The organism is Glutamicibacter sp. AOP5-A2-18 (assembly GCF_052446055.1).
Classification (GTDB): Bacteria; Actinomycetota; Actinomycetes; order Actinomycetales; family Micrococcaceae; genus Glutamicibacter.
Map to the genome: position 1 here is coordinate 3,476,818 of NZ_JBQSVW010000001.1, position 15,642 is coordinate 3,492,459.

Here is a 15,642-nt window from a genome sequence, read left to right on the forward strand (position 1 = left end):
TCTAGGCTATTGTTGGGACGAGGATTTCGCATCGTAGAACTTACGGACCACAATCTTCCAAAATCAGTGCCTTAACCAAAGGAGTAAAAATGACGCAGGCTTCCAGCAAGTCCACCACCGGCGGAGTGCAGTCCGTTGAACGCGCATTTGAACTTCTGGAGGTCATCGCGCGGGCTGGTGGAGAAGCGGCGCTAAGTGAACTTGCTGCTGACACTCCTCTGCCGTTGCCTACCATTCACCGGTTATTGCGCACTTTGGTCGGGGTTGGATACGTTCGCCAGCTGCCTAACCGCCGCTACTCTTTGGGTCCACGCCTGATCCGTCTTGGCGAAGTCGCCAATCGACAGCTTGGGGCGCTGGCATCCCCAATGCTTAAGGAATTGGTGGCCAAACTCGGCGAATCGGCAAATATCGCTGTCCTGGACGGCGACATGGTCACCTACATCGCCCAGGTGCAGTCGGCTCATTCGATGCGCATGATCACTGAAGTTGGCCGCCGCGCGATGCTGCACAACTCCGGCGTGGGCAAGGCCGTACTCTCGGTCCTCGATGACGAACGGGTGCAGCGCCTCGTTTCTCAGGCGGGTATGCCACCGAAGACCGCGAATACCATCACCACCTTGGGCAAGCTGTTCACCGACGTTGAGGCTACGCGCGAACGCGGCTACGCGATTGATGAAGAAGAGCAAGAGCTCGGTGTGCGTTGCATTGCCGTTCCGGTGCCTGGAGCCCCAACTCCCATGGCCATTTCGGTCTCCGGACCGGTCACCCGCGTCGACGAAGCCTTTATGCAGACCGCAATACCCGTACTACAGGCCGCCGCCAAGGAACTTGGTGTGCAGCTGGTTGCTGCCGCCGACTAGCCTTTCGGCTCTTCAGCCTTCGGCGGCAGAACGCTCATCACTGCCAGCGGAAGCAAGACAATGGCGGCGATGACCGTCAGCGCCGAGAAGGAGCTGACCGCCATCAGCGGGCCGGCGGCAAAAGCAGCCGTGGCACCGCAAAGGTTGGACAGGGCATCAACTCCGCCCTGGACAGACGCGCGTTCCTGCTTGCTGATGACCGTCGCGAACAGGGCAGATCCGGACACGTTGATGAACGACCAGCCCACCCCGAGCAGGATCAGGCTGGCCATGATCCAGCCCATGCTCTCCGGGTGCAATCCCCCGGCCAACAGGGAAGCTGCAAAGATCGCCAAGCCTGTACCGATGGAGAAGCGATAGCCCCAGCGGTCCGCCGCGTACCCCACCACTGGGGCCAAGGCGTACATGCCGAGAATATGCAGCGATATGGTGATGCCGACCAAGGACACCGAGCCGCCGTGATGGGTGACGTGGATCGGAGTCATCGTCATGATGGCCACCATGACCACCTGCGCACTGAGGATCGCCGCCACCGCGTAGCGCGCCCGGAGATTATTGCGCAGTTCCGAGGCAAAGCGCTTGAGGCTGCCGCGCTGTCGCACCGGCAGAGCGGCACCGGCCAACCGGTCGTTCTCCCGGATCAGCAATAGCGGATCAGGGTGCATCAGCAAGAAGACCAGCAAGCCTGCCAGCAGCATGGCGATCCCGGCAATGAGGAATGCCCCGGCATAAACATGCAGCCCGGTCGCGTTGCCGATCGCCTGGCCAGGAACTCCGAGGTTCGGGCCGAGCACCGTGCCGATGGTTCCCACCCAAACGATCAGTGCCAGGCTGCGGCCCTTGTGGTCGTCGGCAGCCAGGTCGGTGGCGGCGAATCGGGACTGCAGGCTGATGGCTGATCCCGAGCCGATCAGCAGCAAGCCGGCGAAGAGCAGGATCACCATCTGGAATTGGGCGGCGGGAACCAATAGCAGCGCACCGAGCGCTGCCAGCCACCAGCCGCTTGACAGGGCAAAACGGCGTCCGAAGCGCGAGGCTAGGTTGCCTAGGGGCAATCCGAGCAGGGCCGCACCGAGGGTGCTGGCGGTGCGGGCAAGGCCTGCCCAGGCTTCACTCGAGGTGACTTCTTCTGCCAGCAGGATACCGATCGACGGGGCAACGCCCACGCCGATGGTTCCGAAGATCTGGGAGATGGCAAGGACCCACAGTGTTCTTTTCTGAACCGTTGTGCGAGTCAGCTCGATCATGTTCGCCCGCCCTTCCCTGCGTCCTCTAGGCAACCGTCATTTTTGCTGCCGTCACCAGAGTACGCGAGCGCAGTGGGACAACGACCCAGCTACTGGGCGAACTGTGTTTCGTACAACTCGGTGTAGCGCCCGCCAAGGGCAAGCAGTTCCGCGTGCGTCCCGCGCTCGATGATCCGACCGCCCTCCACCACGAGGATCTGGTCGGCTGAGCGGATGGTGGACAGCCGGTGGGCAATGATCAGCGCGGTGCGGTTTTCCAGGGCCTCAGCCAAGGCGGCCTGCACGGCAGCTTCGTTGGCTGAATCCAAGGCGGCGGTCGCCTCATCAAGAATAACCACCTGCGGGGCGGCCAGCAGCAGTCGAGCGATGGTCATGCGCTGGCGTTCGCCACCGGAAAGGCGGTAGCCGCGCTCACCCACCACGGTTTCCAGTCCATCGGGCAGCGCCTGGATGACCGGCTTGAGCCGGGCGCGTTCCAGCGCTTCCCAGATTTGCTCGTCCGTGGCTTCAGGGCGGGCCAAGGTCAGGTTGGAACGGATGGTTTCGTGGAAGAGGTGGCCGTCCTGGGTAACCATCGAAACTGTGGTGCGCAGTGAATCCAGTTTGAGCTGACGGATATCCTGCCCCGCTAGCTGGACGCTTCCCGAGTCCACATCATAAAGCCGGGCCAGCAGTGAAGCTACCGTGGACTTGCCGGCGCCCGAGGATCCCACGAGGGCAAAAGTCTGCCCTGCCGGGATCTCGAAATTGATATCGTGCAGGACCTGCTCGCCCCCACGGGTATCAAGAATCGCCACGTCCTCCAGCGAGGCCAGCGAGACCTTATCCGCGCTCGGATAGGAGAAATTCACGTGATCGAACTTCACTGGAACCGCGGCGCCCGCTTCAAGACGGCGGGCATCTGGGGCATCGGAAATCAGCGGTTCCAAGTCCAAGACCTCGAAGACGCGGTCAAAGCTGACCAAAGCGCTGGTGATTTCCACGCGGGCATTGGCCAGTGCGGTCAATGGAGTGTAGAGCCTGGTCAGCAGCATGCCGAGGGTGACAACATCGCCGGCGGCCAGTTCGCCGCGCACCGCGTACATGCCACCCAACCCGTAGACCAAGGCGAGCGCCAAGGCGGCCACCAGGGTCAACGCGGTCACGAAGTAGAACTGGCGCATGGTCATCTTCACGCCGATGTCGCGGACCCTGCCTGCATGCATGGCGAAGACCTTGGACTCGTCCTTGGGGCTGCCGAAGAGCTTGATCAGCGTGGCGCCCGGCGCCGAGAAGCGTTCGGTCATCTGGTTGCCCATACTGGCGTTCAGTTCGGCGGATTCGCGGCGCAGCAAGGCGACGGATTTGCCAAAGTGGCGGGCCGGCAGAAGGAAGATGGGCAAGAGCACCAGGGCAATGAGGGTGACCTGCCATGAAGTGGTGAACATGACGGCCGCAGTGAGGATCAACGCCACGGTATTGGATACCAGGCCAGAGAGCGTCCCCGCGAATGCCGACTGGGCACCGATGACGTCATTGTTCAACCGGCTGACCAACGCACCGGTTCGAGTGCGAGCGAAGAACGCGACAGGCATTTTCTGCACGTGGTCGAAGACCGCGGTGCGCAGGTCATAGATGATGCCCTCACCAAGGCGCGAGGAGAACCAGCGCACGATGACGGAAGTAATGGCATCCAAAACAGCGATGACCGCCATGATGATCGCCAGGTTGGCAATGGTGCGCACGCCCGACTGTGCCACGATTTCGTCAACCACCCGGCCAGCGAGCACCGGGGTCGCTACCGCGAGGACAGCTGCGATTACCGAGAAGAGTACGAAGATCAGCAGGCGGGTCTTATACCCAGCGGCAAATTTCAGAACCCGTTTAGGCGTGGTCGAGGAATAGGCCTTCCCCTTATCGCCAGATAACTTCCATAGCGAATGCCAGGCGGCACTTTCCATGCTCATGAATATTTGCTCGCAATCCTGCTCGGGGATTCGGTGGGTTCCACCTTGCTTAGTTTCCCAGCATCTCTCCTGCAACTTCTAGCTAGGGTCAGCTTATTTTCTAGCTGCACCCGTTGACCATTTGTTATCAATCATGGCCGCACAGTCGAAAGCTTCATCGAGGATTTCGCGCAGGGATTCATTGTGCGAGTCCACCCACCGCACCAGAGCGTGGTCATAAAGGGTTAGGGCCAACAGCGCCGAGGTGTCCGCCAATCGACGATTGGCACAGAACGGATGCAACGCTTGGGCAAGCTCGGCTTGCTGTTCGCGACGTGACTCCTGCCAGCTGGCTCGCAGCGCCGAGGTGCTCCACACCAGTTGAACTCGCGAGCGCATCGCTTCGGGTTCCTCCTCAGCGGCAACAACCGTCGGCTCAAAGCTCCGGCGCAAAAGTTCGAGCAAGCTTTCACTGGGATTCGATGCCATGGACTCGAGCATCTGGGAGAAATGCATATTCATGGATCGCAGTGCGGTCACCACGGCGTCTTCTTTTGAAGAGAAATATCTGAAGAACGTCGCGCGCGAAATTCCTACAGCTTGCGCCGCTTGCTGGGCCGTGACGTTCTCCAAACCGCGCTCAGCAAAAACGGTATACACCTGCTGAGCCAATTCGGTTTTCATCTTCTCGCGCACCCGATCGCGCACCACGCTGCCCATGGCAAAAATTTTACTCTGAGATCACTCGCCTTTAATGAGACCCCGTCTCTTTTACCAGATCAGCACCAGAATGCAGTAGGCGTGTCGGATCTTCTCCGATTCACGATACTCAATAATTCCCCAATGATGGTGCCCGCATCTTGCCGCTTCGGTAGGCTCAAGAGTGGCATTGATTTCCAGTTGAAGGACGGGCATGGAACAGCAGAGAAGCATCAACAGCATCGAACTCGGCCAAGGCCTGAAGGTCACCGGCCAAGGCTTTGGATGCATGTCTCTGAGCAGCGCTTACGGTACCGCCGAGGACGCGGAATCCTTGAGGACCGTGAACCACGTGATTGATTCCGGAGTCACCTTCCTGGACACCGCGAACATCTACGGCGCGGGACACAACGAAACCCTGCTGTCCCAGGTCCTCAAGACGCGCCGCGACGAGGTCACCCTGGCCACCAAGGCCGGAATTGTTCGACCCAAGAACCCGGGCGACCCGCGAGCAAATGGCGACCCCGCCTTCATCAAGAAATGCTTTGACGAGAGCCTCCAGCGTCTCGGCGTGGACTACATTGACCTCTACTACTACCACCGGGTAGATAGCCGGGTCCCGATTGAAGATACCGTCGGCGCCTACAAGGACCTGGTCGAGGCTGGCAAGGTGGGCCATACCGGATTATCCGAAGTGACCGCAAACGAACTTCGCCGAGCACATGCGGTTCACCCTATTTCAGCGATTCAAATGGAGTACTCCATTTTCAGCCGGGACATCGAGCGCTGGCTGCTCCCCACAGCCAGCGAACTGGGCGTGGGTCTGGTCAGCTACGCATCCTTGGGCCGCGGCTACTTCACGGGCGAAGTGTATTCGCTCGATCAGCTGGATGCGAACGATGTCCGCCGGAACTTCCCGCGTTTCGAGGACTCCAGGATGCAGCACAACCACCCATTGCGAACGACCATCGAAGAAACCGCGCAACGTGAAGGAATCACCACCGCCCAGCTCTCATTGGCGTGGGTCTATGAGCAGGCTCGGATCCAGAATGTGCAGGTATCGCCTATTCCGGGGACCCGCTTCGCCCACCACTTTGACGAGAACATTGGTGCTTTGGATGTCCGCCTCTCCGAGGAATCAATGGCGGCGCTGAACGCGCTGGCAGAACGCGTGGACGGCGAGCGCCAATCCGACATCATGTCCGTGTCCAAGGGACGCGAAGAAGTACAAATGGCGGAAGAAGGCAGCGCCTCATGAAAATTGCATTAGCCCAGGTACTGAGCACCTCGGATCCACAGCGCAACCTCGTGGCCATTCGTGATCACGCTAAGCAAGCCAAGGAAGCCGGAGCGTCTTTGGTGATCTTCCCCGAAGCGATGCAGGTGGCTTTTGGCAATGATCTAGCCAAGGCCGCTGTTGCTCTCGATGGTCCTTGGCCTGCGCTGGTTCGCCAGCAAGCGCGCGAAATTGGCATCACCATCGTCGCCGGGATGTTCACCCCCGGCGAGGGCGGGCGGGTTCGCAATACCCTGCTGATCGCGGGTCCCGAGGCAGATACCCACTACGACAAGATCCACCTGTACGATGCCTTCGGCTACGCTGAATCCGACACGGTGACCCCGGGAAATACGCCAGTGCAGTTTTCGCATGAGGGACAGATCCTTGGTGTGGCTACTTGCTATGACCTCCGATTCCCGCAGCTGTTCATCCGCCATGCCACTTCCGGCGCTGCAGTGAACATCGTCTGCGCCTCGTGGGGCGCTGGTGAAGGAAAAGTTGAACAGTGGACCACCCTGGCCAAGGCCCGCGCCTTGGATTCGACCACTTTTGTGGCGGCAGTGGGCCAAGCTGATCCGGAAAGCGTGGGGCGGCAGGTATCCGGCACGGCCCCGCTAGGCGTGGGTCATTCACTCGTGGTGGACCCGCTGGGTCGGGTCATTGCCCAAGCCGGAGCCGAACCAGAATTGCTCGTGGTGGATCTGGATCTGGCCGTGGTTGAAAAAGCCCGGCAACAGTTGCCGGTGCTGGCTAATACCGTGGATCTCTAGCGAGTTAGCCAGTACAGGATGTCACTGCACACCGGGTCGCCAGTGTCATTGTCGTTGAATCACACCTCAAGCACGGTCACTAGTTGCTGTTCGGGTTGGCGCTCCACTTGCATGCTGGGGCATCGAAGAAACCAGTCTTTTATCGCGTCCAACTGCCCAAAACCAGCAGTGCAGCGCGCGTAATATCCTCGCCGAGCCGCAAGGTACCTCCCGGCATGCATCCAATAAGCCAGCCGTTTATTGCCCGATGTCCCCCAGGGCTTGTGTTGGCATCACTGACTTGTCCCGGCGTCGGGGCCTCAGCTCGCTGGCAAGCGATCCGGCCACGATGAGCAGCGCGCCGACAATGGCCACAGGTGGCAGCCGGTCCCCGGCGATACGCCCGATGATCGCGGCCCATACTGGTTCCCCGGCATAGATAATTGTGGCCCTTGTTGGCGAGACCGACTTTTGCGCCCAGTTCATCGCAAGCTGGATCATGCAGCTAGCCACGCCGAGGGCAACTGAAGCAATGACCCACACCCACGAGAACTCGGGCACTTGCTCACCGACAATCGGAACGGTCAAGAACCCGAGAAACCCAGCCACCAGCAACTGAACCACGGTGACGCGCCCAAGATGCACCTTGCCGGCGAACCAGCCAATAAGAATGATCTCCAGGGCTATTGGCAATGTGCTGATAATCGTGACGATCTCGCCCGTGCCGAAGGTGAGCCCGACATTGCCGGGGTCGGCCAGGAGAACAAGCCCGATGAAGGCCAGTGACACGCCAATCCAGGTAAGCAGCCCTGGCCTCTTGCGGAAGACAACCCATTGCAGCAACGGCACCAGCGGAACATAGAGCGCAGAGATGAAGGCCGAGGTGCTGCTGTTAAGCGTCTGCAAGCCGGCGGTTTGCAGGCCGTAACCGAAGAAGATCATGACTCCGATGGCCGCTCCGGCTCCTATTTCCTTCAGGGTCAGGCCCTTGAGCACACGCGCGAAGAGCAGGGCGCTGATCAGGCCTGCAGTAATAAACCGCATGCCGACGAAGAACCACGGGCCGGTGTGTTGCACGGCAATGTGGATGATCAGAAAGGTTGCGCCCCAGACAACCGTGGCAAGGACTAAGACCACTTCTTGGCGGGAGAACGCACGCCACCGGAACTCATTGTGCAACATAATGCACAATCTTATGGTGAATAATAGTGCACATGCAAACGAGCGACAGCGCAGATGTCCTGACCCACGTCAGCAGAAATGTTCGCCGGCTACGCCTAGCCACGGGCCTGAGCCAGGCGGCACTGGCCGACCAATCAGGAGTCAGCAGGCGCACGGTCATCAAGCTGGAAGCCGGCGAAGCGAACATCAGTCTCACAGGACTCGACCGGCTCGCAGAATCCCTGGGCGTGACATTCGTCGATTTGGTCGCTGAGCCCACGGCCCCGCGCTCCTCGGTCAACGAAGCCGTATGGAGAGGGACGCACCCACAGAGCGTTGGGACGCTGATGGCCTCGGTTCCAGCCAATAAGGAAGCGCAGCTTTTGAGCTGGTCGCTTGAACCGGAAGAACGCTACGTCGGCGAACCTGATCCTGCGGGCTGGTCCGAAATGATTCTTGTTGTCGAAGGCGAGCTCCGTATTAAGACCACAGAAGAAACGGTGCTGCGCACCGCTGGCGAGCATTACGCATTCGCCACGAATCAAGACTTCTCCTACATCAATCAGAGCCAGCATTTGACGCGTTTTGCCCGGATCGTCGTGAGCTGATTTATCCAAACAGCCACCAACGCTGCTGAGCTCTTTCGCAAACAGACACAGGCCACTAGGGTGATTATCAGCCACCCGAACACCTGCCGATGGAGCTTCCGTGTCCTTAGCCTTGCCCAAGCCAACTGCGCCGCATCCATCCATGGCTCCGGCGTTGAATTGGGGAATACTGGGGCCGGGCTGGATTGCGGGGCAATTCGCGACCTCGCTGAATTCCCTGACCGCCAGTCGTCTCGCCGCGGTCGGTTCGCGCAGCCAAGAACGCTCTGCGCAGTTCGCCCAGACCCATGGCGATAGCGACACCCGGGCTTACGATTCCTATGACCAGGTGCTCGGCGACCCGTCAGTGGACGTGGTCTATATCGCCGTCCCGCACAGCGGCCATGCAGAACTAGCCATCAAGGCCATCAACGCCGGCAAACATGTCCTGATCGAAAAGCCGATGACCCTGAACGCGGATCAGACCCAGCAGGTAATCACTGCTGCCAGAACGGCCGGCGTCTTTGCCATGGAAGCCATGTGGTCACGCCTCTTGCCCGTCGGCAACGTGATCGCGCAGGTCCTCGAATCACGGCTGCTCGGCGAGATCCTCTCCATCAGCGCGGACTTCGGAGCCAAATTCCCTGTAGATCCCACCTCCCGGATTTATGATCCTGCCCTGGGCGGCGGTGCGCTGCTCGATGTCGGGATCTACCCTGTCGCCTTCAGCGCCATGGTCTCCCCTGCCAAACAGCTGCTGCACGCATCAGGCCGGATGACCCAGACAGGAGTCGACGCATCATTCACGGCAGTGCTTGCCAACAACGACGGATCCACCTCCAGCATTTTCAGCAGCATCGAAACCGATTCGCCGCAGGCCGCCTGGATTGCCGGAACCGAAGCGACCTTGGAAGTAGAGCGCCCCATTTTTGCCGGCTCACGACTCGTATTGCGCAACGGGGATGGCAGCGTCGCCGACAGCCAAGACTTCACCGAGCACTCCGCTGCCACTGGTTTAGGCTGGGAAGCCGCGCACGTCGCCCGATGCATCAGCGAAGGACTGCTGGAGTCGCCCATCATGCCACTGGATGAATCATTGGCGATCGCAAACACCATGGACCAGATCGCGGCCCGGCTGCGCAAAGGCTAGTGAATCGGCTCCGCTGTATGCGGGGCTCCGTGCTTCGCCACGTCATCCATCAGGATCTGCGGCCAGGCATTCACCTCATCGCGGGTGCTGGCTACCTGCAGCCTCGCTTGGGGCAACCCGTATAGCAACGCCTGCGCTGTAGTCACCGGGTGGGAAGGGTCCTCGGTCCACGCGAGGATATGCGTGGGGACATTAACGCGTGCCAGATCCGCAAGCTGCGGCAGATCGCTGGCAGCCGCGCCCCGGAAAATGGTCGGCAGAAGCTGAGGAGAATTATCCGGCAGGGTCACCGGGTTCCCGACGGTCGCTGGAGGGACCGGCTGATTGATATCGGCTTGGACAAAGGCATCCCAGCCCTCGATTTCCAGCACCCTGGCATGGTTCAGGTACGCTTGCGACTTCGCCTTGCGGGACTCCCAGGCAGTTGGCGGAAGCAGCAGGGTCAGCCCGCAAAAGCGCTCTGGTTCCTTGATCGCGGCGTAGAGCAAGGTGGCGCAACCCATGGATGGTCCCACGCCATAGACCTTTTCGCCCGGGAAGTACTCGTGCAGCAGGGCCAGCAGATCATCCGCCAAATTCTGCCATTCGTAGTCTTCAACGACGGTGCGTCCGGTGGATCCGCCGTGCCCGCGGGCATCGTAGCGCAGCAGCCGCGTGCCACTCAGTCCCCGGCCCAAATCCATGTTCAGCACGCGGTCCCGCGCCCGGCTGGAGGTCAAGCCATGAAGCTGGACTACCGGATGTCCGCCTTCATCGCTGAGTTCCACTTCAAGTTCAGCGCCTTGAACACTAAATTTCGCCATAATCCAAGTCCGCTTCCGTCATAGTCAATCTTGGGTAATAGGATAACGCCATGAGACTGACGAACGTTGCACAGTTACGGCTGCCCTTTGGAAAGTTGCACGGATATGACGTCGCTGTTCAGCGCACCGGTGTTGAACTGCCCATTTCCTTCGACCAGCGACGCCACGTCTCCGTGGGCCAACGCCCCGGATCCTGGATGGCCATCAGTTTCAGATTGCCCGCCAAGGTTCAGCTCGATGTCCTAGCCAGCGCATGGCTGGAAGTCATCAACCGCCACGGAACCCTGTGTTCCGCCTTCAGCCAGGATGAGCACGGCGAGCTGCGCCTCGAAGAGATCACCGTGGCACCTGGAGCTTGGGTCCAGCACCCCGTAGCCAGCGGACAGTCCATGAACGACGCACTGCGCGATGTTTTTGATCAGGCTTGCTCCCCCTTCAACGCCCCATCCCACCGGATGTGCCTGCTTGAGACCGCCTTGGAATCAACCGTGGTTATCGCTTCGGACCATTCGCACGTGGACCTGTGGTCCATGCTGGTCATCGTGCGGGACCTGCTGCGATCACTGGGACTATCCGATGATGATGTCGTCCCGCAGCCACTGACCGCTGCCAGTTTCACCGAGCACACCCGGGCCTTGGCGGAACGGGAGCGCGCCCCGCGCGAGGTGCACCAGCGATGGGCTGAAGTACTCGACGCCAGCGGCTCGGTCATGCCCCGCTTCCCGCTGCCGCTGGGTGAACCGGTGCCCCACGCCGAACGAGTCGAAGTACGAGATGTCCTGGACGTTGATGACAGCGCCGCCTTCGCAGCCCAAGCCAAAGAGGATTCGGTGTCCACACTGACTGCCGTCATCTCCGCGATGACCTCAGTGACCTTGGACCTGGCGCAAGCCCCGCTGCGTGCTGTCTTCCCGGTGCACAGCCGCTACGACCACCAGTGGGACGACTCGGTCGGCTGGTTCATCACCAACTCCGTCATCGAATCCGCAGCTCCGGCTCCCACGGCCTGCGCGGCAGCGGTCAAGGAAGCAGTGCGGCTCGGTTCGTGGCCGCTGGAAGAAATCCTCGAGCCCTGGGGCGGAATGCCCGAAGCGCCGGGCATGTTCGCCATCTCCTGGCTGGATTTGCGCAGGCTACCGGTCCGCGTGGATTCCATCGGGCTCGAAGCCCAATACATTGGCGCGACTATCCGCACCGACGGGGTCATGCTGTGGTTCATCCTCGACGATGCCGGGCTGCACCTGCGCTGCCGCTACCCCGATACCCCTGAGGGCCGTGAACATGTGGGCGGCTGGCTGGATGCGCTGATCCTCAAGCTCCGCGCCCAGGCCCGCGCCTCGGTAGGCGGGCTGCTCCGGCTCGGCGATCGTCGATACCGGGTGCAGCGTGCCGAACGCTCCGACGTACCAGCCATTGTCTCACTATTATACGACGACGAGCTGGGGGCATCGCGCGAAGGCGACGAGCTGGTGGCCTACGAGCGGGCCTTCGACAAGCTCAGCCGCGACTGGTCCAACTATCTTGCGGTGGTGCGCGACGAGGAAGATGCCGTCGTCGGAACCATGCAACTGTCGATCATTCCCGGGCTGTCCCGCAAGGGCACCACGCGCTTGCAGATCGAGGGAGTGCGGGTGGCCGCCAGCGAAAGGTCCCATGGTGTTGGCCGGGCGATGCTCGAATGGGCGCACGCGCATGGCCGGGCCCGCGGCGCCCGGCTGGCCCAGCTCACGACCGACACCTCCAGGCTCAGGGCCCACGAGTTCTATGCGTGGCTGGGCTACGAGAAGAGCCACGTCGGGCTCAAGCTGCAGCTCTAGGCCCGGCCCGCGCCCTCGTCGGCAACCACGGTGAAGATATTCGGCTGCACATAGCCGGCCTGCTCGAATGCCTCCAGCACCGCTTGGCTGACCGGCTCCACCTGTTCGCGATGGATCAACGCGATGGCGCTGCCGCCAAAGCCGCCACCGGTCATCCTCGCGCCAATCGCCCCGGCAGCCAGCGCCGCTTCCACCGCGGCGTCGAGTTCTTCGGTGGAGATCTCGTAGTCATCGCGCATTGAGACGTGGGACTGGTACAAGAGCTCGCCGACCGCTTCGAGATCTCCCTCGCCAAGGACCTTCACGGTCTGCAGTACGCGCTGGTTCTCGGTGACAATATGCTTTGCCCGGCGCTTGATGACCGGATCGTCGATGGCTTCAAGGGCATCAACGCTGGCCACATCGCGCAGCGCGTCCACCCCCAGGACTTCGCAGGCCTGCTCGCAGCTGCGCCGGCGCGCGGCGTAGCCGCCATCCACATGCGAATGCTCCACCCGGGTGTCAATCACCAGCACCACAGCATCATGTTCGGCCAGCGGCAGGGGCACGGTCGCCGCTTCCATGGAACGGCAATCCAAGAACAGCGCATGCTGCGCCTGGGACATCAACGAGGCGCTCTGGTCCATGATTCCGGTCGGAGCACCGACAAACTCGTTTTCCGCCCGCTGGGTCAGTTGCGCCATCCGGGTGTGCGAAAGCCCGAGGTCATAGAGGTCGTTGAGCGCAACGATGGTTCCGACTTCCAGCGCATGGGAGGAGGACAGGCCAGAGCCCACCGGAACATCAGAATCCACCAGCAGCTCGAAGCCGGAGAGCTGCACCCCGTCCAGCTCGTTCAGCGCCCAGACCACCGCGGCCGGATAGGCGGCCCAACCGGGGACGGCCTTGGGCACCAGCTCGTCGATGGTAATCGAGGTGACCGGGTTCGAGTCCGCGCCCCCATAGGTGGAGGCGAAATCCAGCGTGGTGCGCTCCGGCTCCAGCTGCGACTTGCGGCGGATGGCGACCAGCGCGTTCTTGTCGATGGCGAAGGGCAGGACATAGCCCATGTTGTAGTCGGTGTGCTCGCCGATCAGGTTCACGCGCCCGGGCGCGCGCCAGATGCCTTCGGGGTGGTACCCGAAGGTCTTGGTGAATCCTTCACGCAGCGCGCTGACGCGGGCCGCGTGGTCCTTGCTGTCGCTGATGCTCACAGGGTGACCTCACGCAATCTTGCTGCCGTGGTTTCGGCGGGAATGTCATTGATAAAAGCGCCCATGGCCGCTTCGGAGCCGGCGAGGAATTTGAGCTTGTCGGCGGCGCGGCGCGGGCTGGTCAGCTGCAGGTGCAGGCGCGAGGCCGCGCGTTCCCTGGCGGCGATCGGAGCCTGGTGCCAGGCGGCGATGTACGGGGTCGGGGTCTGGTACAGCGCATCGAAACGCCGCAAAAGGTCCCGGTACATGACCGCCAGTTCGCCTCTTTCCTCGTTATCCAGCGCCGCGAAGTCCGGCACGTGGCGGTGCGGAACCAGATGCGCTTCCAGCGGCCAGCGTGCCGCGTAGGGAACGAAGACGGAGAAGTGCTCGCCGGCAGCAACCATGCGCGTACCTTCCTTGCGTTCGAAGTCCAGGATGTCGCCCATCAGGGTGCGTCCGGTCTTCTCCAGGTGGGCCACCGCTTGGGCGGCCATCTTGGTGGCGGTCGGGGTCAGGTAGGGGTAGGCGTAGATCTGTCCGTGCGGGTGGTGCAGGGTCACGCCGATATCCTGGCCTCGGTTCTCGAATGGGAACACCTGGGCAATGCCTTCCATCGCCGACAGGGCCGCGGTACGCTGCGCCCACGCGTCGATGACGGTGCGCGCCCGGGCATCATCCAGCGAGGCGAAGGAACCCTCGTGCTCCGGGGTGAACACCACGACTTCGCAGCGGCCATAGGCCGGGGCAGGAACCTGCACCGGAGCAGCGGCCGGGATCCGGCCCAGATCCGGTCCCAGCGAGGGGAAGCGGTTCTCGAAAACCACCACGTGGAAATCCTCGGCCGGAATTTCGCTGTGGCGGCCCTGGGTACTAGGGCACAGCGGGCATTCTTCCTTGGGCGGAAGGTAGGTGCGCGACTGCCGGTGGGCCGCGACGGCCACCCAGTCTCCGGTCAACCGGTCGTAGCGCAGCTGTCCAGGTTCCCCACGCGGATCCAGCGCCCTGGCGTCGGGTGCCGGTTCGGGGGCGATGGCATTGGCATCGGCGAAGAAGATCGCCTCGCGGCCATCGGCCAGGTGATGGACCCGGTGTGATATCAGGCCAGAAGGGATCCTGCCGGTAACGCTCATGATTCGACCACCTTTTCAATTTTCAAGTTCTCGATGTGCTGGCGGAGTTCCTCGACGGCCGTCTCGTCCAAGCCGTCGTCGCTGACGAGTGTGTCGATTTCGTGCAACGGAGCACTGGAGTACAAACCGGCCAAGCACCATTTGCTGGAATCCGCGACGACCACGCGGCTGTCACAGCGTTCCAGGAAAAGTCGATTGACTTCCACCTCGAGCATGTTCGGTGTCGTGATTCCGTCCTGGACGCTGAACCCGTGGGCCCCCATGAAGCATCGGTCGACGTGCAGTGTCCGCAGGGCCGCAGTGGCCAGTGGACCGACCAACGCGTCGGATACCGTTCGCAGGCCACCGGTGAGCTGCACGGTCTGGCCTGCAGCCGGGGCATCTTGTAGGAGGTCGGCGATGCGCGGAGAGTTGGTCACAATCGTGAGGTCGGGGACTGCCCGCAGCAGACGGGCCACCTCATAGGTCGTAGTCCCCGACGTAAGGGAGATGGACATTCCTGGTTCAACCATTTGCGCCGCCGCACGGGCAATGGCCGCCTTATGCGGCAACTGCAGAGTTGACTTGCGCTGGAATCCCGGCTCTTCAGCAGACGCAGATTCCTGGAGCAGTGCGCCTCCGTGGACCTTATGCAATTCGCCGTCCTTGACCAGGCGGTCCAGGTCACGGCGCACTGTCATGTGCGAAACGCCAAATTCCTCAGCCAACTGGGCTACCTTGACTGCACCGTTGGCACGAACTCTATCCAGAATCCGCCGTCGACGCTGGGTTGGGAAGTTCTCGCTCATCGGGACTCCTTGGCAGACAGGTTGAAATAACACGCTCCGTAAAGCGATACAACCCTAATTCAAACACACTCAAACATATTTGAACACATTTGAACATGTTTTCAACCAGACCCGTCCACTTGCCGGGCAGCCCGAGAACGTAGATATCAGCCCCGGAAATACTTCGGGATCATCGCTCCGGCGTGCCGCTGCAAGTGCTTCGCCCTGCTTGCGCCAAGTCCGCGCGCAGTGGGGAGCTGGATTTTCGCGCGGCTACGGCGCCCCGGAGC

Annotated in this window: 14 protein-coding genes; 6 read left to right on the plus strand and 8 right to left on the minus strand. The window is 61.5% G+C overall.

What is annotated here, in order from left to right:
• Nucleotides 1–89: 89 nt before the first annotated feature.
• A complete protein-coding gene (locus ACT3RW_RS16630) occupies nt 90–863 on the plus strand; it encodes an IclR family transcriptional regulator (protein WP_131089524.1) in 774 nt (257 codons plus the stop codon).
• On the opposite strand, the gene ACT3RW_RS16635 is transcribed toward ACT3RW_RS16630, so the two are convergent.
• From ACT3RW_RS16635 to ACT3RW_RS16645, 3 genes are all read right to left on the minus strand, one after another.
• Nucleotides 860–2,110: an MFS transporter gene (locus tag ACT3RW_RS16635; protein WP_444614519.1), complete on the minus strand. Its 1,251-nt coding sequence runs from the start codon at nt 2,108–2,110 to the stop codon at nt 860–862. The genes ACT3RW_RS16630 and ACT3RW_RS16635 overlap by 4 nt on opposite strands.
• Nucleotides 2,111–2,199: 89 nt before the next feature.
• Nucleotides 2,200–4,056: an ABC transporter ATP-binding protein gene (locus ACT3RW_RS16640; protein ID WP_444614520.1), complete on the minus strand. Its 1,857-nt coding sequence runs from the start codon at nt 4,054–4,056 to the stop codon at nt 2,200–2,202.
• A gap of 93 nt (nt 4,057–4,149) precedes the next feature.
• Complete coding sequence (locus ACT3RW_RS16645) at nt 4,150–4,755, minus strand: TetR family transcriptional regulator (protein WP_444614521.1); 606 nt, start codon at nt 4,753–4,755, stop codon at nt 4,150–4,152.
• A gap of 193 nt (nt 4,756–4,948) precedes the next feature.
• Here ACT3RW_RS16645 and ACT3RW_RS16650 point away from each other — a divergent pair, with 193 nt between their 5' ends.
• Nucleotides 4,949–5,992 carry an aldo/keto reductase gene (locus tag ACT3RW_RS16650; protein ID WP_444614522.1) on the plus strand — a complete coding sequence of 348 codons (1,044 nt, stop codon included), beginning with the start codon at nt 4,949–4,951 and terminating at the stop codon, nt 5,990–5,992.
• Entirely contained in the window at nt 5,989–6,783 is a 795-nt protein-coding gene (locus tag ACT3RW_RS16655; protein ID WP_444614523.1) for a carbon-nitrogen hydrolase family protein, read from the plus strand. Before ACT3RW_RS16650 ends, ACT3RW_RS16655 begins: the two co-directional genes overlap by 4 nt.
• A gap of 237 nt (nt 6,784–7,020) precedes the next feature.
• Here the strand turns inward: ACT3RW_RS16655 and ACT3RW_RS16660 are convergent, their stop codons facing one another.
• Nucleotides 7,021–7,944 (minus strand): DMT family transporter, encoded by a 924-nt coding sequence (locus tag ACT3RW_RS16660; protein WP_444614524.1) that lies wholly within the window; start codon nt 7,942–7,944, stop codon nt 7,021–7,023.
• A 32-nt stretch (nt 7,945–7,976) separates the two neighbouring features.
• Here ACT3RW_RS16660 and ACT3RW_RS16665 point away from each other — a divergent pair, with 32 nt between their 5' ends.
• On the plus strand, nt 7,977–8,531 hold the full coding sequence (locus ACT3RW_RS16665) for a helix-turn-helix domain-containing protein (RefSeq protein ID WP_444614525.1): 555 nt from the start codon (nt 7,977–7,979) through the stop codon (nt 8,529–8,531).
• Nucleotides 8,532–8,631: 100 nt separating this feature from the next.
• Nucleotides 8,632–9,660: a Gfo/Idh/MocA family protein gene (locus ACT3RW_RS16670; RefSeq protein WP_444614526.1), complete on the plus strand. Its 1,029-nt coding sequence runs from the start codon at nt 8,632–8,634 to the stop codon at nt 9,658–9,660.
• Here ACT3RW_RS16670 and ACT3RW_RS16675 read toward each other — a convergent pair.
• A complete protein-coding gene (locus ACT3RW_RS16675) occupies nt 9,657–10,463 on the minus strand; it encodes an alpha/beta fold hydrolase (RefSeq protein WP_444614527.1) in 807 nt (268 codons plus the stop codon). The two genes, ACT3RW_RS16670 and ACT3RW_RS16675, sit on opposite strands and share 4 nt — an antisense overlap.
• Nucleotides 10,464–10,513: 50 nt before the next feature.
• On the opposite strand from ACT3RW_RS16675, the gene ACT3RW_RS16680 reads away from it, so the two are divergent.
• Nucleotides 10,514–12,280 carry a GNAT family N-acetyltransferase gene (locus tag ACT3RW_RS16680; RefSeq protein ID WP_444614528.1) on the plus strand — a complete coding sequence of 589 codons (1,767 nt, stop codon included), beginning with the start codon at nt 10,514–10,516 and terminating at the stop codon, nt 12,278–12,280.
• On the opposite strand, the gene galK is transcribed toward ACT3RW_RS16680, so the two are convergent.
• The 3 genes from galK to ACT3RW_RS16695 are packed head-to-tail and all read right to left on the minus strand — an operon-like array spanning nt 12,277 to nt 15,373.
• A complete protein-coding gene (gene galK / locus ACT3RW_RS16685) occupies nt 12,277–13,473 on the minus strand; it encodes a galactokinase (protein ID WP_444614529.1) in 1,197 nt (398 codons plus the stop codon). The two genes, ACT3RW_RS16680 and galK, sit on opposite strands and share 4 nt — an antisense overlap.
• A complete protein-coding gene (galT, locus tag ACT3RW_RS16690; protein ID WP_444614530.1) occupies nt 13,470–14,585 on the minus strand; it encodes a galactose-1-phosphate uridylyltransferase in 1,116 nt (371 codons plus the stop codon). The genes galK and galT overlap by 4 nt, the downstream gene beginning before the upstream one ends.
• Nucleotides 14,582–15,373, minus strand: coding sequence for a DeoR/GlpR family DNA-binding transcription regulator (locus ACT3RW_RS16695; protein WP_444614531.1), 792 nt, complete (start codon nt 15,371–15,373; stop codon nt 14,582–14,584). The genes galT and ACT3RW_RS16695 overlap by 4 nt, the downstream gene beginning before the upstream one ends.
• Nucleotides 15,374–15,642 lie beyond the last annotated feature (269 nt).

Bases quoted from the DNA above. Each gene is read 5' to 3' on its own strand.
- galT (WP_444614530.1), bottom strand. From the start codon at position 14,585: ATGAGCGTTACCGGCAGGATCCCTTCTGGCCTGATATCACACCGGGTC.
- ACT3RW_RS16680 (WP_444614528.1), top strand. From the start codon at position 10,514: ATGAGACTGACGAACGTTGCACAGTTACGGCTGCCCTTTGGAAAGTTG.
- ACT3RW_RS16655 (WP_444614523.1), top strand. From the start codon at position 5,989: ATGAAAATTGCATTAGCCCAGGTACTGAGCACCTCGGATCCACAGCGC.
- ACT3RW_RS16640 (WP_444614520.1), bottom strand. From the start codon at position 4,056: ATGAGCATGGAAAGTGCCGCCTGGCATTCGCTATGGAAGTTATCTGGC.
- ACT3RW_RS16695 (WP_444614531.1), bottom strand. From the start codon at position 15,373: ATGAGCGAGAACTTCCCAACCCAGCGTCGACGGCGGATTCTGGATAGA.
- ACT3RW_RS16660 (WP_444614524.1), bottom strand. From the start codon at position 7,944: ATGTTGCACAATGAGTTCCGGTGGCGTGCGTTCTCCCGCCAAGAAGTG.
- ACT3RW_RS16630 (WP_131089524.1), top strand. From the start codon at position 90: ATGACGCAGGCTTCCAGCAAGTCCACCACCGGCGGAGTGCAGTCCGTT.
- ACT3RW_RS16675 (WP_444614527.1), bottom strand. From the start codon at position 10,463: ATGGCGAAATTTAGTGTTCAAGGCGCTGAACTTGAAGTGGAACTCAGC.
- ACT3RW_RS16665 (WP_444614525.1), top strand. From the start codon at position 7,977: ATGCAAACGAGCGACAGCGCAGATGTCCTGACCCACGTCAGCAGAAAT.
- ACT3RW_RS16645 (WP_444614521.1), bottom strand. From the start codon at position 4,755: ATGGGCAGCGTGGTGCGCGATCGGGTGCGCGAGAAGATGAAAACCGAA.
- ACT3RW_RS16650 (WP_444614522.1), top strand. From the start codon at position 4,949: ATGGAACAGCAGAGAAGCATCAACAGCATCGAACTCGGCCAAGGCCTG.
- ACT3RW_RS16635 (WP_444614519.1), bottom strand. From the start codon at position 2,110: ATGATCGAGCTGACTCGCACAACGGTTCAGAAAAGAACACTGTGGGTC.